Annotated in this window: 18 protein-coding genes; 9 read left to right on the forward strand and 9 right to left on the reverse strand. The window is 32.6% G+C overall.

What is annotated here, in order from left to right:
• The first annotated feature begins 97 nt into the window (after nucleotides 1-97).
• Entirely contained in the window at nucleotides 98-4,027 is a 3,930-nt protein-coding gene (locus tag ACKTSW_RS12410; RefSeq protein ID WP_408025565.1) for a thrombospondin type 3 repeat-containing protein, read from the forward strand.
• On the forward strand, nucleotides 4,027-4,731 hold the full coding sequence (locus ACKTSW_RS12415; protein ID WP_408025566.1) for a fibronectin type III domain-containing protein: 705 nt from the start codon (nucleotides 4,027-4,029) through the stop codon (nucleotides 4,729-4,731). The genes ACKTSW_RS12410 and ACKTSW_RS12415 overlap by 1 nt, the downstream gene beginning before the upstream one ends.
• Nucleotides 4,732-4,793: 62 nt before the next feature.
• Here ACKTSW_RS12415 and ACKTSW_RS12420 read toward each other — a convergent pair whose 3' ends face one another.
• Nucleotides 4,794-5,366: a DUF3109 family protein gene (locus ACKTSW_RS12420; protein ID WP_408025567.1), complete on the reverse strand. Its 573-nt coding sequence runs from the start codon at nucleotides 5,364-5,366 to the stop codon at nucleotides 4,794-4,796.
• A 110-nt stretch (nucleotides 5,367-5,476) separates the two neighbouring features.
• Between ACKTSW_RS12420 and ACKTSW_RS12425 the strand changes: the two genes are divergently transcribed.
• The 3 genes from ACKTSW_RS12425 to ACKTSW_RS12435 are packed head-to-tail and all read left to right on the forward strand — an operon-like array spanning nucleotide 5,477 to nucleotide 7,833.
• Nucleotides 5,477-6,058, forward strand: coding sequence for a MarC family protein (locus tag ACKTSW_RS12425; protein WP_408025568.1), 582 nt, complete (start codon nucleotides 5,477-5,479; stop codon nucleotides 6,056-6,058).
• A gap of 2 nt (nucleotides 6,059-6,060) precedes the next feature.
• Nucleotides 6,061-6,675, forward strand: coding sequence for an FAD-dependent oxidoreductase (locus tag ACKTSW_RS12430; protein ID WP_408025569.1), 615 nt, complete (start codon nucleotides 6,061-6,063; stop codon nucleotides 6,673-6,675).
• An 18-nt stretch (nucleotides 6,676-6,693) separates the two neighbouring features.
• Nucleotides 6,694-7,833, forward strand: coding sequence for an endonuclease (locus ACKTSW_RS12435; protein ID WP_408025570.1), 1,140 nt, complete (start codon nucleotides 6,694-6,696; stop codon nucleotides 7,831-7,833).
• 65 nt (nucleotides 7,834-7,898) lie between these two features.
• Here ACKTSW_RS12435 and ACKTSW_RS12440 read toward each other — a convergent pair whose 3' ends face one another.
• From ACKTSW_RS12440 to ACKTSW_RS12450, 3 genes are read right to left on the reverse strand one after another with little or no spacing between them, the layout of a single operon-like run.
• Complete coding sequence (locus tag ACKTSW_RS12440; protein ID WP_408025663.1) at nucleotides 7,899-8,645, reverse strand: succinate dehydrogenase/fumarate reductase iron-sulfur subunit; 747 nt, start codon at nucleotides 8,643-8,645, stop codon at nucleotides 7,899-7,901.
• Between the two features lie 9 nt (nucleotides 8,646-8,654).
• Nucleotides 8,655-10,670: a fumarate reductase/succinate dehydrogenase flavoprotein subunit gene (locus ACKTSW_RS12445; protein ID WP_408025571.1), complete on the reverse strand. Its 2,016-nt coding sequence runs from the start codon at nucleotides 10,668-10,670 to the stop codon at nucleotides 8,655-8,657.
• Nucleotides 10,671-10,682: 12 nt separating this feature from the next.
• Complete coding sequence (locus ACKTSW_RS12450; RefSeq protein WP_408025572.1) at nucleotides 10,683-11,360, reverse strand: succinate dehydrogenase cytochrome b subunit; 678 nt, start codon at nucleotides 11,358-11,360, stop codon at nucleotides 10,683-10,685.
• A gap of 266 nt (nucleotides 11,361-11,626) precedes the next feature.
• Between ACKTSW_RS12450 and ACKTSW_RS12455 the strand changes: the two genes are divergently transcribed.
• Nucleotides 11,627-11,983, forward strand: coding sequence for a hypothetical protein (locus ACKTSW_RS12455; protein ID WP_408025573.1), 357 nt, complete (start codon nucleotides 11,627-11,629; stop codon nucleotides 11,981-11,983).
• 110 nt (nucleotides 11,984-12,093) lie between these two features.
• Here the strand turns inward: ACKTSW_RS12455 and ACKTSW_RS12460 are convergent, their stop codons facing one another.
• Genes ACKTSW_RS12460 through ACKTSW_RS12470 form a run of 3 tightly spaced genes read right to left on the reverse strand, consistent with a single transcriptional unit; the run spans nucleotide 12,094 to nucleotide 13,995 of the window.
• Nucleotides 12,094-12,678: an alpha-ketoglutarate-dependent dioxygenase AlkB gene (locus tag ACKTSW_RS12460; RefSeq protein WP_408025574.1), complete on the reverse strand. Its 585-nt coding sequence runs from the start codon at nucleotides 12,676-12,678 to the stop codon at nucleotides 12,094-12,096.
• Nucleotides 12,679-12,687: 9 nt separating this feature from the next.
• Entirely contained in the window at nucleotides 12,688-13,374 is a 687-nt protein-coding gene (locus ACKTSW_RS12465) for an alpha/beta fold hydrolase (protein ID WP_408025575.1), read from the reverse strand.
• Entirely contained in the window at nucleotides 13,375-13,995 is a 621-nt protein-coding gene (locus tag ACKTSW_RS12470) for a DUF6973 domain-containing protein (protein ID WP_408025576.1), read from the reverse strand. It abuts the gene before it with no gap.
• An 82-nt stretch (nucleotides 13,996-14,077) separates the two neighbouring features.
• On the opposite strand from ACKTSW_RS12470, the gene ACKTSW_RS12475 reads away from it, so the two are divergent.
• The 3 genes from ACKTSW_RS12475 to ACKTSW_RS12485 all read left to right on the forward strand — a co-directional run bounded on the left by ACKTSW_RS12475 (nucleotide 14,078) and on the right by ACKTSW_RS12485 (nucleotide 16,342).
• On the forward strand, nucleotides 14,078-14,923 hold the full coding sequence (locus ACKTSW_RS12475) for a helix-turn-helix domain-containing protein (protein WP_408025577.1): 846 nt from the start codon (nucleotides 14,078-14,080) through the stop codon (nucleotides 14,921-14,923).
• Nucleotides 14,924-15,318: 395 nt separating this feature from the next.
• The gene (locus ACKTSW_RS12480; protein ID WP_408025578.1) at nucleotides 15,319-15,876 is read left to right on the forward strand and encodes a carboxymuconolactone decarboxylase family protein; all 558 of its coding nucleotides are present in this window, start codon (nucleotides 15,319-15,321) and stop codon (nucleotides 15,874-15,876) included.
• 103 nt (nucleotides 15,877-15,979) lie between these two features.
• Nucleotides 15,980-16,342, forward strand: a complete 363-nt coding sequence (locus tag ACKTSW_RS12485; RefSeq protein WP_408025579.1) for a cupredoxin domain-containing protein — start codon at nucleotides 15,980-15,982, stop codon at nucleotides 16,340-16,342.
• Between the two features lie 103 nt (nucleotides 16,343-16,445).
• Here the strand turns inward: ACKTSW_RS12485 and ACKTSW_RS12490 are convergent, their stop codons facing one another.
• On the reverse strand, nucleotides 16,446-16,634 hold the full coding sequence (locus ACKTSW_RS12490; RefSeq protein ID WP_408025580.1) for a PLD nuclease N-terminal domain-containing protein: 189 nt from the start codon (nucleotides 16,632-16,634) through the stop codon (nucleotides 16,446-16,448).
• Nucleotides 16,635-16,797: 163 nt separating this feature from the next.
• A complete protein-coding gene (locus tag ACKTSW_RS12495) occupies nucleotides 16,798-18,090 on the reverse strand; it encodes an aminopeptidase P family protein (protein WP_408025581.1) in 1,293 nt (430 codons plus the stop codon).
• Nucleotides 18,091-18,134: the final 44 nt, after the last annotated feature.

Genomic DNA, 18,134 nt, shown 5'->3' on the forward strand with positions numbered 1-18,134 from the left:
TTATTAAAAAACAAGTTGCTTGGTGTATTTTTGCTAATACAATAATTAGGGTAAAATACAAATTATCTGTTATAGTATTCATCAACCAGTTTTTATTATGAATAAAAAAATACTTTTTTTTAGCTTTTTAATTATAGCTATTTGCAGTGTTATTTTTAAGATTTCAGTTAGTAATGAAACAAATACTGATAACTTAAGAAAACAGCATGTAACATTTTTACAAGAACACCCTTTTCAGAAAACAGGAAAACTTCCTAAGAAAAATAGGAAGGCACTAGGGTTACCACCAAATGCTTATTTTGAACAAAAGTACCTGAGTGAAATTAATCCTAGTACGGGAAGAACACACAAAGAAAATGTTTATAAGCTTCAAGAGGATTTAAACAAACGAAAAGCAGGACAAAAAGTGCCTGGAGATGCAGATAATGCATGGGTAGAAAGAGGACCTGATAATGTTGGAGGTAGAACAAGAGCACTTTTATTTGACCCAAACGATGCTACCAATGAAACTGTTTTTGCAGGAGGTGTTAGTGGTGGTTTATGGAAGAACACAAACATATCAAACTCAGATTCTAAATGGGTTCGTATAGGAATCCCTGAGAATTTAGCAGTATCTTGTATAGCAGTAGACCCAAATAATTCAAAAACTTTTTATGTAGGAACAGGAGAGTCTTATGTAAATGGAGATGTAAACGGAAATGGTTTATGGAAATCTACTGATGGAGGTAATTCATGGACGAAAATACTAGGGGGAGTTACAGGAGAAAGCTTTTTAGATACAAATTCTAAATTAACAATTAATTTACCTGCAGAAATAGCTGGAGATTACATTTCTGTATTAACAACTGCTTTTGGGGGTGATATTACAACACCAATTACAAAAGATTTAGTTTTAGTTAATGATGGAACAGTTCCAACCGAAGACGGTTGTGAAGCTATTACAAATGCAGCTGAACTAAATGGAAAAATAGCAGTTATCAGAAGAGGAACTTGTAACTTCTCAGCAAAGGCTAAAAATGCTCAAGATGCAGGAGCTGTTGCTGTTATTATAGTAAATAATCAAAGCACACCTCCTTTTAATATGGCAGCAGGTGACGGAGCAGATGCAGTTACTATTCCTTCATTAATGATAAACCAAGACATAGGAGATACTATTATTGATAAATTATCTTCAACATCTGTTAATGGAACACTAACAAAATTAAACGATGAGGCTACTAACTCAACTATAGTTCCAGGTATACAACATATAAATGATATAGTGATAAGAAATAATGCTGGTGTTTCAGAGGTGTATGTTGCAGTTGGAGAAGCAGGATATACAGGAGGAGTTTCATTAGGAGGAGATAGTTTAGGTGTTTATAAATCTATTGATGGTACAAATTTCACCAAAATAAACCTTCCAAAAACTTCAGGAGGAAATCCATATGAACCAAATAATTTAGAAGTTGCTTCAGACAATTCTATTTATTTAAGTACATCAAGTAGCTACACTTTTTCAGATGGAGGAGGAGCTATTTTTAAATCTACAGACGGTAATGACTTTAACTTAGTTCATTCAATTGTAAATGGAAGTAGAACAGAAATTGCAGTATCACCTACTAATGCAGAAACTGTATATGTTTTGGCTGAAATAAATGATTCAGATACACCAGTTAAGATTTTGAAAACAACCAATAGTTTTACTACAGTGAATGAAATGGCATTACCAAACGATGCAGATACAGGTACAGATGCTAATGACTTTACAAGAGGACAAGCTTTTTATGACCTGCTGATTAAGGTAGATCCAAATGATGAAAACACGTTATATGTAGGTGGGATAGATTTATTTAAATCAACTGATGGGGCAGCTAGCTGGAATCAATTATCTCATTGGTATGGAGGTTTTGGGTATCAAAACGTTCATGCAGATCAACATGGTTTAGCATTTGCTTCTTCTAGCAGAATGGTGTTTGGTAATGATGGAGGGGTTTATTTTTCTAATAACTCGGGAGGAAATATTGATGCAAGAAACAATAATTATAATACATTACAATTTTATACTTTAGGAGTTGCTCCAACAACAGCTTTTGGAGGAAAAGAATATTTTATAGCAGGAGCACAAGACAACGGTACTCAGTTAGTAGAAGAAGCTATAGAAGGAATTAATAGCTCAGTTAGAGCATCAGGAGGAGACGGAGCAGCAAGCTTTTTTGATACAGATGGAACCGATAAATATTTTATAACAAACTATGTTTATAATCGATCAATTTCATTGTACAACTATACAACTGATAAATGGATTACTATTAATGATGAGAACTCATCTAATGGAGATTTTATTAACCAAGAAGAATTAGATTCAAACCTTAATATTTTATACTCAAACTACTCATCTTCATCTTTTAGTTCAGCAATTAGAAGGTATTCAAACATTTTAATAGATGGTTTAGTAGAAAAAGCATTATTAACAAATGTATTAATGGATGCTGATCCATCAGCATTAAAAGTCTCACCTTATACAACTGAATCAAGTAAATTATTTGTAGGGTTAAAAAACGGGAGACTACTTAAAGTAGAAAATGCTGAAGCTGGAACAGGAGTATGGTCTAATATTACAGGACCTGATTTTATTGGTTCGATATCTGATATTGAGTTTGGAGAAACAGAAAATCAAATTTTTGTTACCATGCATAATTACGGTGTAAATAATGTTTGGTATTCTACTGATGGAGGAGCAAATTGGGTAACCAAAGAAGGAGATTTACCTGATATCCCAGTAAAAGCAATATTACAAAATCCATTGAGTAAAAATGAAGTAATTGTAGGAACAGATTTAGGTGTTTGGAAGACAAGTAATTTTACTGATGCCTCACCTACTTGGACTCAGTCTTATAATGGTATGAGCAATGTACCTGTATTAGATTTAGACTTAAGAGATGATAATACTGTATTTGCTGCTACCTATGGAAGAGGTGTTTTCTCTGGAAAATTTACATTTGATTCAGACGGAGACGAAGATGGAGATGGTGTTTTAAATGGAGTAGATAACTGCCCAAACACTGCAAATGCAGACCAAGCAGATGCTGATAATAATGGAATAGGAGATGTTTGTCAAGATACTGATGGAGATGGTATTTTAGATATTAATGATAACTGTCCAAACACTGCAAATGCAAACCAAACAGATGCTGATAATAATGGAATAGGAGATGCTTGTCAAGATATTGATGGAGACGGTGTAATGGATAATGTAGACAACTGTCCAAATATCGCAAATGCAAACCAAGCAGATGGAAACAATGATGGAGTAGGTGACGTTTGTGATACTAGCTACGAAAACCCAGATAATATTTCTATCAAAACTACATCAGAAACTTGTGCAGATGAAAATGATGGAAAAATAACAGTTAATGTTAAACAAACTTTTGTAAGCTACACAGTTACAGTAAAAGGAACTTCAACAGATTTATCAAAAGAATTAACAACAGAATCAACAACATTCTCAGATTTAGTACCAGGGGCATATGAAGTATGTGTTAAAGTTAATGACAGAGACGATTATGTACAATGTTTCGAAGTTACTATTGAAGAAACAAGTCCAGTTTCATTAAAAGTTGCTAAAAATAATTCATCTAAAGGATATACAGTAAATGTTACCTCAGGTACAGCACCTTATAACGTATATTTAAATGGAAACCTTATTAATACGTTTAATAGCTCAACATTTGATATCAATGTTCAAGGAAGTGGTATTTTAGAGGTTAAAACAGCTAAAGAATGTGAAGGAAAATTCAAAACGGTTATTGATAATATTTTCCTTAAGAATAACCCTGTTTCAGAATCTATTGACCTATTGGTTCCTGATGATGCGGCATCAAGTATAGATGTTATGGTGTATGACCTTACAGGAAAAGTTATAATAAAAGATAAGATTAACAAACAAGGTAATGAGTTATCTATTCCTTTTAGTAAATTCAAATCAGGAATTTATATCTTGAAATTAGGAACAGATCAAACAAACACCTTTAAAATAATAAAATAATGAAAAGAGTACTAAAAACACTAGGATTGTTTTCAACGACATTACTTTTATTTAGTTGTGGAGGAGGAAGCAGTAGTGGAGGCGGTGATGAAGTTGTTAATGAACCACCAACTAAGGTTAGTTTAACATACCCTACACAAAATTTATTATGCATTGATAATAGTATTCCTTTTGATTGGAGTGATGCTACAGACCCTAATAGCGATAATATAAATTATAAAATTGAGATAGCTACTAATAGAGAATTAACGAATATCATTAAAACTCAAACAACAGTTGTATCGAATATAACCATTGCTTTAGATAAAGGAGTAGCTCACTACTGGAGAGTTACCTCTGTAGATAGTAAAGGTAAAGAAGGTGAACCGTCAGATGTATTTGCTTTTTATACTAAAGGAGAAGGAGAAACAAATACAGCACCATTTACAGCTGAATTATTGAAGCCTGAAGATGAAGGAGCTGTATCTGGAACTATAGCAACTCTTGAATGGAAAGGAGCTGACTCAAATGCAGCTGATACGTTGACTTACGATGTGTATTTTGGTGAAGATGCTAATCCAACCACTTTAAAAGAAGAAAACTTAAGTACTAGTAAACTTGAAGTAAGTATTGAAAGTGGTAAAACTTATTACTGGAAGGTTAACACCAAAGACAACTCTGGGGCTAAATCAATAGGTCAAATTTGGAGTTTTACCGTAAATTAAACTTCAGTATCATAAAAACAAAAAAAACGCTTTTAAAGCGTTTTTTTTGTTTTTATGATACTCTATTCGTTTAAATGTTTTTCAGCCACTTTCTCAAGTTCATCATACCAATTTTGACCAAATCTCCTAATTAAAGCATGTTTAACAAACTTAAAAACAGGAACTTGTAATTCTTTACCTAAAGAACAAGCATCGTCGCAAATTTCCCATTTATGATAGTTTACAGCAGCGAACTCACTATAATCTTTCACACGAACAGGGTATAGGTGACAAGAAATAGGCTTTTTCCAATCAATAATCCCTTTGTTATAAGCTTCTTCAATAGCACATAAAGCAGTTCCTTTATCATCAAAAATAACATAGGCACAATCAGCATCATGAATTAAAGGAGTTTCTAATTCACCAAAATCACTAGTAACCCAAGTGCCTTGTTTCTCAATAGCCTTTATACCTTCCTTTCTTAAAAAAGGTTTAATTTTTGGATAAATATCTTCTAAAATCTTTGTTTCCTCTTTTTCAAGAGGAGCACCCGCATCTCCATCAATACAGCAAGCACCTTTACAAGCCGATAAATTACAAACAAACTCTTTTTCTATAAGCTCTTCAGAAACTATGGTTTTTCCTAATTGAAACATAAATTATATTTAAAATTGGAAGTTTACTGTAACTTCACGTAAATTTAAGGGCAAAAATACTAGATTGTAACATTACTTACATAATTTTGCATGCGAAAAATATAGCAATTATGGACTTTAACTTCAAAGAAATTTTTACAGCCTTTATGGTATTGTTTGCGGTAATCGATATTGTTGGTAATATCCCTATCATTATTGATTTACGAAAAAAAGTAGGACACATTCAATCAGAAAAAGCCTCTGTAATAGCAGGGTTTATAATGATTTTATTTTTGTTTTTAGGGCAACGTTTACTAAACTTAATAGGAATTGATGTACATTCCTTTGCGGTAGCTGGTGCTTTTATCTTATTTTTTCTAGCCTTAGAGATGATTTTAGGAATAACATTATATAAAGAAGATGATGAAGAAGCTTTAAGTGCCACAGTTTTTCCACTAGCTTTCCCGTTAATAGCTGGTCCAGGTAGTTTAACTACATTACTATCAATACGTGCTGAATTTAACCTTGAAAATATTATTGTAGCTGTTTTGTTAAATGTGATTGTAATTTACATTGTGTTAAAAACATCTTCTAAAATTGAAAAAGTAATTGGACCTAACGGAATTAAAATTATTAGAAAAATATTTGGTGTAATTCTATTAGCAATCGCAGTTAAGTTATTTGCAGCAAATTTTAAAATGTTAATAGCATAAGAATGATCTTTGACGTATTTATTGTTGGAGCAGGTGTTTCTGGTATGCAATGTGCATTAGTTTTAGGTTCGGCACTTACCAAAGATTATGCAAAAGGTAAAAAAGTAGCTATAATAACACATCAACGTTCCTCTCATTTACAAGAGGCATTATTTAATAATGTTTTAGGGTTGTCTCCAGAAACACTAGGAAAAGATATTTTAGAAGAAGGTAAAAAACAACTAAAGGAACTTTACCCTGAAGTAGCACAAATAGAAAATGAAAAAGTTATGATGGTTACAGAAGAAGAGGGTAGTTATAAAGTTGTAACAAATAAAAAGGAATACTATAGTAAAAATGTCGTCATAGCACTAAACTATTCTAAACCCTTTGAAATTGTTGGCTTAGAACAATATGTAGAACGACATATTAGAGCAAATGCAGTAAAAGATAGAATCCAATTACGTAATTTTAATCATTTAATTAAAGAAGGGTTATACGTTTGTGGAACTTTGGCTGGATGGAGAAGTCAGTTTGCAATTGCGGCAGGAAGCGGTGCAAGTGTAGCTACAGATATTTTAACTATATGGAATGATAATGTACCAACTAAAGTACATGATAAATATAAAAAAGAGTAATTATCAATAGAGAGAGTCATGAGGAAAGTAGTAGGAATAATAACAATTCTAACATTGTTTATTAATTGTGGAGGTAATGATAGTGAGGTGGTGAAGCCATCAGAAGAGGATAAAGTAGTTGCTGTTGACGATTCTTTTCAAGCAGAAGAGAATAAAGAGACTTTATTACCTAGTTTTTTAACTAATGACACCTATACATCAGGAAACGTAAAAGTAACGTTTGAAACTACCTCAGCGAGAAATGGTGCTATTGTTGAGAGCAACAATGTTTTTAAATATACTCCAGCACAAGATTTTGTTGGTACAGATTCTTTTAAATATACTATTTGTAGCACAATTACTCCGAGTAGTTGCTCTACTGCTACAGTAATAATAAATGTTAGTGCTTCAACAAATGGCAATACAGGAAGTTTTAATATTCCTTCTGAATTATTAGAATATTATAAAAATGTTGATTTTACATTAACAGGAACATCTTTAAAAGATGATTTAGCCACTGAAATTATTGATAGTCATAATACTTTTTTAGATTATACACCAGGTGTTTGGAATGTTTTAAAACAATCAGATTTAGACCTTACCAATGATAGTAAAGTTGTTTTAATCTATGGTTATGATGATAATGACGCTAACTATGTAACAGATAGAACTCGTAGTAAAGATGCCAATGGTGGTACTGCTGGGACACAATGGAATAGAGAACATGTATACCCAAAATCATTAGGAAGCCCTAATTTAGGAACATCTGGACCAGGAGCAGACGCACATCACCTAAGACCATGTGATATTACGTTTAATTCTCAAAGAGGAAGTAAATTATTTGCATCTGGATTAGGAAATGCAGGGGATGTTTCAGGAAACTGGTACCCAGGAGATGAATGGAAAGGAGATGTAGCTCGTATGATGATGTATATGTACCTTCGCTATGGTAATCAATGTTTGCCAAAAAATGTTGCTATAGGATCAGTTACAGATTATGATAGTAATATGGTTACTATTTTACTAGAATGGAATGCAGAAGACCCAGTATCTAACTTAGAAAAGCAACGTAATAATGTTGTTGCTAACGAACAAGGAAACAGAAACCCTTTTATTGATAACCCTTATTTAGCAACTGTAATATGGAATGGTACAGAAGCTGAAAATACTTGGAAATAAAGTATAGAAAAAGTAAAAAACCGAAGCATTTGCTTCGGTTTTTTTATTCGTATAATATTTTATTTTTATCCTTTAAAACTTGCCTTTAAGAACTCAGAGTTCATACGAGCAATGTTTTCTAAAGAAATTCCCTTAGGACATTCAACTTCACAAGCTCCGGTGTTTGTACAGTTACCAAAACCTTCTAAGTCCATTTGAGCAACCATATTTTTAACACGTTCAGTAGCTTCTACTTGCCCTTGAGGTAATAATGCATATTGAGATACTTTAGCTCCTACAAATAGCATTGCAGATGAGTTTTTACAAGTAGCAACACAAGCACCACAACCAATACAAGTTGCTGCATCCATTGCTTTATCAGCATTTTCCTTAGGAACTAAAATAGCATTTGCATCTGTAGTATTTCCAGAAGTATTTACTGAAATATAACCTCCAGCTTGTTGAATTCTTTCAAAAGAACCTCTATCAACAACTAAATCTTTAATTACTGGGAATGCAGCAGCCCTAAATGGCTCAATTGTAATAGTATCACCATCGTTAAACATACGCATATGTAACTGACAAGTAGTTACTCCACGGTCTGGTCCGTGTGCTTCCCCATTAATATACATTGAACACATACCGCAAATCCCTTCACGACAGTCATGGTCAAATGCTACAGGTTCTTCACCAGTGTTTACTAATTGTTCGTTTAATACGTCCATCATTTCTAAGAAAGACATGTGCTCAGAAATATCGGTCACCTTATATTCGACCATTTTTCCTTTATCACTTGCATTTTTTTGACGCCAAATTTTAAGTGTTAAATTCATCATTTTCTCTTATTTGTATGAACGTTGTTTTAATTCAATATCGTTAAACTCTAATTCTTCTTTATGTAAAACAGCATCAGCCGGTTCACCTTTATATTCCCAGGCAGCAACATAAGCATAATCTTTATCATTACGTTTTGCTTCTCCTTTTTGAGGGCCGTCTAATTCAACAGACTCTTCTCTAAAGTGACCACCACAAGATTCAGTTCTGTCTAAAGCATCCTTAGCAAATAACTCCCCTAGTTCTAAGAAGTCAGCAACTCTACCTGCTTTTTCTAGCTCTGGATTCATTTCATTTGCAGCTCCAGGAACGGTTACGTTCTTCCAGAAGTCTTTACGTAAAGCTTTAATTTCAGCCATAGCTTCTTTTAAACCTTGTTCGTTACGTGCCATTCCACATTTTTCCCACATGATTTTTCCTAATTTTTTGTGGTAGTAATCTACAGAATGTTCTCCTTTATTGTTGATAAAGAAATCGATGCGATCTTTAACCGATTTTTCAGCTTCTTCAAACTCTTTAGTGTCCGTTGAAATTTTACCTGTACGGATGTCGTTAGACAAATAATTACCAATTGTATAAGGTAACACGAAGTATCCGTCAGCTAAGCCTTGCATTAATGCAGAAGCACCTAAACGGTTAGCACCGTGATCAGAGAAGTTTGCTTCACCAATAGCATAACAACCATCAATGGTAGTCATTAAGTTATAATCTACCCAAATTCCACCCATTGTATAATGAGTTGCAGGATAAATCATCATAGGGGTTTTGTAAGGATTGTTATCAACAATCTTCTCATACATTTGGAATAAGTTTCCGTATTTAGCCTCTACTATTTTTTCTCCTTCAGCAATAATTTTCTCATGTGAAGGGTTTTTAATTCCGTGTAATTTACATTGCTCTTTACCGTAACGCTCAATTGCTGATTTAAAATCTAAATATACAGCTTCACCAGTAGCATTTACACCGTAACCAGCATCACAACGTTCTTTTGCAGCACGAGATGCTACATCACGCGGTACTAAGTTACCAAAGGCAGGATATCTTCTTTCTAAGTAATAATCTCTATCTTCTTCAGCAATTTGAGTTGGTTTTAATTTTCCTTCTCTAATTGCCAATACATCTTCCATTTTCTTCGGAACCCAAATACGACCATCATTACGTAACGATTCAGACATTAAGGTTAATTTAGACTGATAGTCTCCTGAACGCGGAATACATGTTGGGTGAATTTGTGTATAACAAGGGTTCGCAAAGAAAGCTCCCTTTTTATGAATTTTCCATGCTGCAGTTGCGTTAGATCCCATTGCGTTAGTAGATAAGAAATATACATTTCCGTATCCACCAGAAGCAATTACTACGGCATGTGCTGAGTGACGTTCGATTTCACCAGTAACTAAGTTACGAGCAATAATACCACGAGCTTTTCCATCAACAATAACTAAATCTAGCATTTCATGACGATTGAACATTTCAATCTTACCACGAGCAATTTGACGGTTCATTGCTGAGTAAGCTCCTAATAATAACTGTTGACCTGTTTGCCCTTTCGCATAGAAGGTACGAGATACTAATACCCCACCAAACGAACGGTTATCTAGTTGTCCACCATAATCACGTGCAAAAGGTACCCCTTGTGCCACACATTGGTCGATAATATTTGCAGAAACCTCAGCTAAACGATATACGTTTGCTTCACGAGAACGATAATCTCCACCTTTTACTGTATCGTAAAATAAACGGTAAAAAGAATCACCATCTCCTTGATAGTTCTTTGCTGCGTTAATACCTCCTTGCGCAGCAATAGAGTGTGCACGTCGAGGAGAATCTTGATAAGCAAATGCCTTAACATTGTAGCCTAATTCTGCTAATGTTGCAGAAGCAGAACCACCTGCTAAACCAGTTCCTACTACAATTACGTCAATTAAACGCTTGTTAGCAGGGTTTACCAAGTCAATTTTATCTTTATAAGTTGTCCATTTATCCTTTAATGGACCTTTTGGAATTTTTGAATCTAAAGTTGCCATACTTGTTGCGTATTAATGATTGAAATGATGAAATAATGCAATAATTACGAACCCTAACGGGATTAAGATTGCGTAAAGCTTACCAAAAGTTTTCAATCCTTTAGTGTATTTATTGTTTGCACCAACTGATTGGAATGCAGAATTAAACCCATGTAATAGGTGTAGTGCTAAGAACCCAAAAGCAATTATATAGACAGCAACCCTAATTGGGCTTAAGAACTTATGTTGTAATTCATGGAAGTATCTAAACTCACCATCGTGTAACCCACTCCAATCTCCTTGAATAAACTTAGTGTTGATTTCTGGAAACCAAAAATCAATAAAATGTAATACAATAAAAGCTAAAATAGCAGCTCCACTGTAAATCATGTTTCTACTCATCCAAGTAGAGTTTGCAGCTCCATTATTTTTAGCATAGCTAACTTCTCGAGCACTCTTGTTTTTAATTTCTAAGATGAATCCCATTACAAAGTGAAATACTACACCAAAAATTAAAATGGGTTGCATTACGAATTGAATTAACGGATTTGTACCCATAAAGTGCGACAGTTTGTTAAATGTAGCTCCGTTATCTGGAAAAATCGAAGTTATGTTAATTGCAAAATGTTGTAATAAGAAAAACATCAAGAAGAATGCCGAAAGTGCCATGGCAAACTTTCTTCCGATAGAAGATTTTAGTAATCCGCTCATTATTTTGTTTATTGATTAAATAATAACACAAATTTAAGGGGAAGACAGTACTTGAACAAACTTTACGAATTGTTTTCTTAAATATTTAGAATGGGTTTAAATAGAGGTGTGTTTTGGTGTTAGAATTAAGTTTGAGATTTAGATGTAAGTTAATGCATTAAGTTAGTTAAGTTATCTGATTTTTGAATAAAATCACCCTTAATGGGTGAAATAATAAAAGTAATAAGTCAATAGTTTTGTGATATAATTATTAAAAAATCATTTATATGAAAAAAGTATTGTTTTTATTAGGGTTTTGTTTAGCTATTAACAGTTTTGGACAAACTTCACCGACTGGGCAAACATGGAAATTAGGTTACCAAAATGGTTGTAGTGAAGGAACTAGAACAGCCTACAACTCTACTTCATTTACTCATTCTTTAAATACTGTGTTAAGCTCGTCAGTTTCTGCAGAGTATAAAGAAGGGTATAGAGAAGGGATGTTTAAATGTTCTGATAAAGAAAGAAGCGGAACCAATATTGGTGATGCCATTACTAAGTTTGCGAAATGCCATATTTTTAACGACCCAAAAGCTTGTAAAACAGTTAATGTAGAAGTGGGTTCTAATGATAACGAAAAATAGCTATTAGTAGATTACACTCTAAAAATTAGCATGTGCTAATTTTAAAATCATTGAGATAACCTAAAAAAGAATAACTTTCAACTTCTATTATTTTTAGGTTATCTCATGTTTTAAAAACCATATCTTCTAAAGGTTAAGTTGACTCTTGGTTTAAAGTACTTAGGGTTCTCAGGTAAACTATGCTCATAATGTTCTTGACATCCATCTTTCATAACTAGTAAGCTTCCATGTTCTAGAAGCACTTTACTTTCAATCATTGTGTTGTTTTCTCGGATATAAAATACCCGTTCTTCCCCTAAACTAACTGAAGGAATAATATTAGTATTACCAAAAGCCATTTTATCTGAATGATAATCGATACCAGAGTTACCATCAGGATAATAAATACAGACACATGTTTGAAATTCATAGCCCGTATGTTTCTCAATTTGTTTTTTTAATGGAAGTATATATTTTGGCCATTCCACAACGTTTCCCCAAGCCGATTTTGGAAAAACATTTTTCTCCAGCAAGTCAGAGTCAACAAACATTACTTTACCAAAGTTGTATTTAATTACCTCATCAGATGGAAGTTTCATTTCCATCATATTTGTTAGTTCAGACAAATTTGTTAATTGTTGAAATAATTCTGTAGCTTCTTTTTTAGTTAAAAAATTAGAACTGTAACTAATAACGTTGTTAAGGCTAGTTGACATTTTATATTGTTAGTTGACGGTTAAGTTTAATATTGATGCCAATTCTTGAGGTTTTTCAAGAGGAATCATATGACCACAATTTTTAACCATTACATATGTTCCTTTTTGAGCTTTGTTGGCAAACTCTTTTAGTTTTTTTGGATTGACAAGCGCATCATTTTCAGCACCAATAAAAAATATCGGAATGTTTAGTTTTAAAACTTTTTGTGAAATACCTAGTCTAGTTGAAGTTGCTTTTACTTGACGAAGTAATACATCTTTTCCTAAATCAGCATCCATTTTTTTTATGATAGAAACAATCTCAGAATTATTGTAATTATCAGGGTGTAGAAATTGTTGAATTCTCGCTTGTGAAATACCTTTGTAGTTATGCTTTTCTAGAAAATCAATCGTACTTCTTCGTAATTGAATTTCTGAATCGCTTAATCCATCAGAATTGGCGGCTACTATCACCAATTTTTTTACTTTTTTTGGATAATGAATAGTAAAGTTCATAGCAGAAAATCCACCTAAAGAAAACCCGAGAATAGTAGCAGGCTCTTCAATATAATTAAGTATAATTTGGTTGATTTCCTCAAAAGAATTAGCAGGAGTAATATCGATATGAACAGGTTGTATATCTTTAAATTTGGGAAAAACAAACTGCCATAAATCTATTGTACACATAGTGCCTGAAATTACATATATTTTTTCCATTTACCTTTTGTAATTTGAGTTCACTAAACATTTGTTATTCTCCCACTTACCAGTAAGTGTTTTTTTAGGAATAATCTCATTGCTACATGTTAGAAAATTACCATTCTTATCTTTTTTGATAATTTTTAACTTTCCTTGATGTATAGCATTGATTACTCTATAAATTAATCCTTTTTTAGGAAGATTACCACCTTTTATAGAAAGTGTTAAGCCAACTTTGTTGTTAAATAAATCCATTTCAGAAGAAATTTTATCAGGAATAACACCGTCTTCTAGTTTTTGCTCTTTGTATGTTTTATAGTTATCTTTTTCGTGAGCTTTGCCAAGTGAACGAGCGGCGTTTTCTCCAATCGATTGTTGTAATAAAGCCATCCAAAAAGCATGACGAAATGCATCTACTTGTCCGCCTGCATGATCGCCATCTAGTAGGGGAGAAACTCTTAGAGAGTCACTTACTCTTGATGCTTCACGTGAAACAATAAAAGCTTTTTTTGCTTTAAAAGGGTGGAGTAGTGCCCATGTTTTTTGAGCTCCTTGTAGTTTTTTAAATTGTTGCCAGTTGGATTGGGCAGTGGTAGTTAAACAAAAAAACAGAAACACTATGATAAACGTTTTTTGCATTAAAAATTATTTTTAAGTCAAAGATACATTGCTTTTGTCAGCTCTTCCAGTTTTTTTCGACGAACGATAAAACTATGTATAAATGGCGGTACAAGATATTCAAAACTATTCCTATCAAAATATTTTTTCGTTACAAACAGTTCAGTTCGAAGAGCTATGTGTAGTAAACTCACCACAGCAAATAGATCAATACAAGGTGTTTTGGATAAAAGAAGGAAAAGGTAGGTATAATATTGATTTTAAAAGTTACTCTTTTGAAGATGGAGTATTGTTTTTTTTATCACCAGGACAAGTATTTTCAGTAGATTCCGAAAAAATTAAAGAAGCTTATCAACTTAGTTTTACAAGAGATTTTTATTGTATTCAAACACACGATGCTGAGGTGTCATGTAACGGGGTATTGTTTAATAATATATACGAAACACCTTTTGTAGTACCTTCAGAAAAAGAAACGCAAAAATTAGATTTTATCCTTCAAAACCTAACAGAAGAGTTTGAGCTGGAAGAAACAGCCCAATACGATATGCTACAATCTCTTTTAAAACAGTTTATTGTATATTCTGTACGTATAAAAAAAGAAAAAGATGTTGTAAAGGAGAGTGTAGAAACCAAGCTTTTTAAAGATTTTAGCTTATTGGTAGAACAAAACTTCAAAAAAATACACCAAGTTACAGGGTATGCTTATCGGTTAGGGTTATCACCAAAATCACTAACAAAACACCTTCAAAAAATAGGAACGCAAACTCCAAGCGACTTTATAAAAAATAGAATTATTACCGAAGCAAAAAGATTGTTGTTGTACACAGATGATTCTATTAAACAAGTAGCTTTTGATTTAGGATTCAATGATCCTGCGTATTTTTCTCGATTTTTTACCAAAGCCACTGGGCAATCGCCAAAACAGTTTAAAAGAAGCTATAGCTTATAAAAGAAAAAACCACGCAACGCGTGGTAAACAACACAACTAATAAAGTTTTTTGTTACACTAATACAAATAACCTTTTCGACGCCTTAAAAGTACTGCTATAAATGTGTTGTTATGTTACCTGTATTTTACGATACCATGAATAAAAAGCTAGTTTTTTGTAAGAAAAATGTTAGCAAAAATAGCATGTCCAAGTTTTAAGAACCTTTGTCCATTTTTTAAGGCCTATTCCTGTCGCACCTTTGTATCAGAATTCAAAAACAACGAATTATGAGAACAGAAATTAACCAATGCCCTAATTGTTGGGGATATCAAGAATATGATGAGCAGTTTCCTGAAAGAGAATTATGTAACTGTGAAAAAACAAACTAAAAAGACAACTTTAAAATAGTAAAATTATGAGTACAAGAATTGAAACTTTAAATCCAGAAACCACAACAGGAAAATCAAAAGAATTGTTTGATGCAGTTCAAAATAAGTTAGGGTTTATTCCAAACCTAATTAAAGTAATGGGAAATTCACCAGCACTTTTACAAAGTTATTTAAGCTTGGGAGAATTAAACGGAAGCGGGAATTTTTCAAACAAATTTAGAGAGCAATTAGCATTAGTTATAGCAGAAGAAAATGAATGTAACTATTGTTTATCAGCACACACGGCAATAGGAAAGAGCAATGGTTTATCAGAAGAAGAAATTGAACAAAACCGACAAGCGGAGGCTTCTGATGCTAAAACCAAAGCAGGTTTACAATTTGCACAAAGTGTTACAAAAAACAAAGGAAATGTAAGTTCAGCAGAAATAGATGAGGTAAAAGCAGCAGGATATAACGACGGAGATATTTTAGAAATCGTATTAAATGTTGTAGCCAACACTTTAACAAATTATGTAAACCATATTGCAGAAACTGAAGTTGATTTTCCAAAAGTAGAAGCAGGAAAATTCACACAAAATGCATAAAAAATGAATAGTTCTTGTTGCCTTATTAACAAAGTGTAATTACGGGGTTTTAGGTTACAGAGCTATTCATTTATAAAAAGTAAAATCATAAAAATCAATAAAAATGAAAAAAGTAGTAGCTATTTTAGTGTTATTCGTAGGCTTTGCATTTACAGCAAATGCGCAAAAAGCAAAAACTATTTCTTTAGAACAAACAAAAGGAAAGTTTACACAAAAATCATTGAACCTTTCTGAAGGAACTTATGTTTTTGAAATTTCAAACAACAATGTAGGACACGATGTAGGGTTTGTATTAGCACCAAAAGGAAAAACAGATGAAAAGTACCATATAAAAAACGCATATGTTACTTCTTTGGTAAAAAACAATAGTAAGTCGAATTCTAAAAAAGTAACCTTAGCTAAAGGAGAGTACGTATATTTTTGTCCGTTAAATCCAACACCACAATATACGTTAACTGTTAAGTAATTGGTATATTAAATAATTGATTAATAACATAAGAAAGCCTTTAATTAGGGCTTTCTTATGTTTTTTTATGAGGAAGGGCTTGGGTTTATTTTTTTATTTTTTGCTATCTTCCAATTAAAAAGTATAAAACTGCTCCTAAAAAATTAGCTAATAAGACAACAAAAAACCAAATGATTTTATTGTTTCCTTTGAATTCACTTTTTAAAATATCAATAAGAGCAATAATTGTAGGTACAATTCCAATAAGTACAGTTAAAACTATTAACAGTAGTTGCCATGCCCAATCATTCATAAATAATTTTTCATAATAACAATTTTTAAATACTAAAAAATAACAGAAATAAAGTAAAAGTATTTTCTTTCTAATTCTACTTGGGATAACAAAAATAAAAACGCCATTAAAATTTCCAAAAAAAGGAGTTTTAATGACGTTTTTTTAAAGTATATGAATGATACTATTTATTCATAATATCTTCTATTTCGTCAGCTTCAATAGGTATGTTGCGCATTAAATTAAATGGCTCACCTGTTTCTTGAATTACTACATCGTCTTCTAAACGAATACCAAAACCTTCATTAGGAATATAAATACCAGGTTCTACTGTAAATACCTGGTTTGCTTGCATTGGCTCATGTAATAATCCGTAGTCATGCGTATCTAGTCCCATGTGGTGAGAAGTACCATGCATAAAGTACTTTTTATATGCTGGCCAGTTTGGGTCTTCGTTTTGAACATCAGCTTTGTCTAATAACCCTAAACCTAATAATTCTGAAGTCATTAATTTACCAACTTCAACATGATACTCAGCCCAAAGAGTTCCTGGAACTAACATTTTTGTCGCGTCATTTTTTACACGATTTACAGCATTATATACCTCTTTTTGTCTGTCAGTAAAACGTCCAGAAACAGGAATTGTACGAGACATGTCTGATGAATAATTAGCATACTCAGCACCAACATCCATTAAAATTAAATCACCTGCTTTACATTGTTGGTTGTTTTCAATGTAGTGTAACACGTTAGCATTATTACCAGAAGCAATAATAGGTGTATAAGCAAATTTTTTAGATCGGTTTCTGATGAACTCGTGAATGTACTCTGCCTCTATTTCGTATTCCCAAACACCTGGTTTTACGAAGTCTAACACACGTCTAAACCCTTTTTCGGTAATATCACAAGCCTTTTGAATTAAATCAATTTCAATAGGATCTTTTACTGAACGTAAACGTTGTAAAATAGGATTACTTTTTGCTACTGAATGAGCAGGATATTTGTTTAATAACCACTTAGTAAAACGTGCTTCACGAGTTTCGGTTTCAACATTAGCACGATAGTGTTCGTTAGTGTTAATATAAACAGTATCGGCTAAAGCCATCATTTCAGCTAATACTTTTTCTAAGTCTTGTAACCAGTGTACGTTTTTAATACCGTTAGTTTCTAACGCTTTTTCTTTGGTTAGCTTTTCTCCTTCCCAAACAGCAATATGTTCGTTAGTTTCACGTAAAAACAATACTTCACGTAAACTTTCTTTCGGACAATCAGGAAATAAAATTAATATACTTTCTTCTTGATCAACTCCACTTAAAAAGAAGATATCACGATGTTGTTCAAAAGGTAGAGTGCTATCTGCACTTACAGGATAAATATCGTTTGAGTTAAAAACAGCTAAACTATTAGGCTTCATTTGTGCCATAAAGTTTTTGCGATTTTTTATAAATAACTGACTGTTTATTGCGTCGTACTTCATAATGATTCAATTAAATTGATAAGATTTTCTCAAAAATACGGAAA

The organism is Tenacibaculum sediminilitoris, from assembly GCF_964513795.1.
GTDB lineage: Bacteria > Bacteroidota > Bacteroidia > Flavobacteriales > Flavobacteriaceae > Polaribacter > Polaribacter sediminilitoris.

What these genes read in the sequence shown, in the direction of transcription:
- ACKTSW_RS12455 (WP_408025573.1), top strand. Translation starts at nt 11,627, where the DNA reads ATGAAAAAAGTATTGTTTTTATTAGGGTTTTGTTTAGCTATTAACAGT.
- ACKTSW_RS12450 (WP_408025572.1), bottom strand. Translation starts at nt 11,360, where the DNA reads ATGAGCGGATTACTAAAATCTTCTATCGGAAGAAAGTTTGCCATGGCA.
- ACKTSW_RS12460 (WP_408025574.1), bottom strand. Translation starts at nt 12,678, where the DNA reads ATGTCAACTAGCCTTAACAACGTTATTAGTTACAGTTCTAATTTTTTA.
- ACKTSW_RS12415 (WP_408025566.1), top strand. Translation starts at nt 4,027, where the DNA reads ATGAAAAGAGTACTAAAAACACTAGGATTGTTTTCAACGACATTACTT.
- ACKTSW_RS12475 (WP_408025577.1), top strand. Translation starts at nt 14,078, where the DNA reads ATGGCGGTACAAGATATTCAAAACTATTCCTATCAAAATATTTTTTCG.
- ACKTSW_RS12445 (WP_408025571.1), bottom strand. Translation starts at nt 10,670, where the DNA reads ATGGCAACTTTAGATTCAAAAATTCCAAAAGGTCCATTAAAGGATAAA.
- ACKTSW_RS12430 (WP_408025569.1), top strand. Translation starts at nt 6,061, where the DNA reads ATGATCTTTGACGTATTTATTGTTGGAGCAGGTGTTTCTGGTATGCAA.
- ACKTSW_RS12425 (WP_408025568.1), top strand. Translation starts at nt 5,477, where the DNA reads ATGGACTTTAACTTCAAAGAAATTTTTACAGCCTTTATGGTATTGTTT.
- ACKTSW_RS12495 (WP_408025581.1), bottom strand. Translation starts at nt 18,090, where the DNA reads ATGAAGTACGACGCAATAAACAGTCAGTTATTTATAAAAAATCGCAAA.
- ACKTSW_RS12470 (WP_408025576.1), bottom strand. Translation starts at nt 13,995, where the DNA reads ATGCAAAAAACGTTTATCATAGTGTTTCTGTTTTTTTGTTTAACTACC.
- ACKTSW_RS12480 (WP_408025578.1), top strand. Translation starts at nt 15,319, where the DNA reads ATGAGTACAAGAATTGAAACTTTAAATCCAGAAACCACAACAGGAAAA.
- ACKTSW_RS12485 (WP_408025579.1), top strand. Translation starts at nt 15,980, where the DNA reads ATGAAAAAAGTAGTAGCTATTTTAGTGTTATTCGTAGGCTTTGCATTT.
- ACKTSW_RS12465 (WP_408025575.1), bottom strand. Translation starts at nt 13,374, where the DNA reads ATGGAAAAAATATATGTAATTTCAGGCACTATGTGTACAATAGATTTA.
- ACKTSW_RS12420 (WP_408025567.1), bottom strand. Translation starts at nt 5,366, where the DNA reads ATGTTTCAATTAGGAAAAACCATAGTTTCTGAAGAGCTTATAGAAAAA.
- ACKTSW_RS12440 (WP_408025663.1), bottom strand. Translation starts at nt 8,645, where the DNA reads ATGAATTTAACACTTAAAATTTGGCGTCAAAAAAATGCAAGTGATAAA.
- ACKTSW_RS12490 (WP_408025580.1), bottom strand. Translation starts at nt 16,634, where the DNA reads ATGAATGATTGGGCATGGCAACTACTGTTAATAGTTTTAACTGTACTT.
- ACKTSW_RS12410 (WP_408025565.1), top strand. Translation starts at nt 98, where the DNA reads ATGAATAAAAAAATACTTTTTTTTAGCTTTTTAATTATAGCTATTTGC.
- ACKTSW_RS12435 (WP_408025570.1), top strand. Translation starts at nt 6,694, where the DNA reads ATGAGGAAAGTAGTAGGAATAATAACAATTCTAACATTGTTTATTAAT.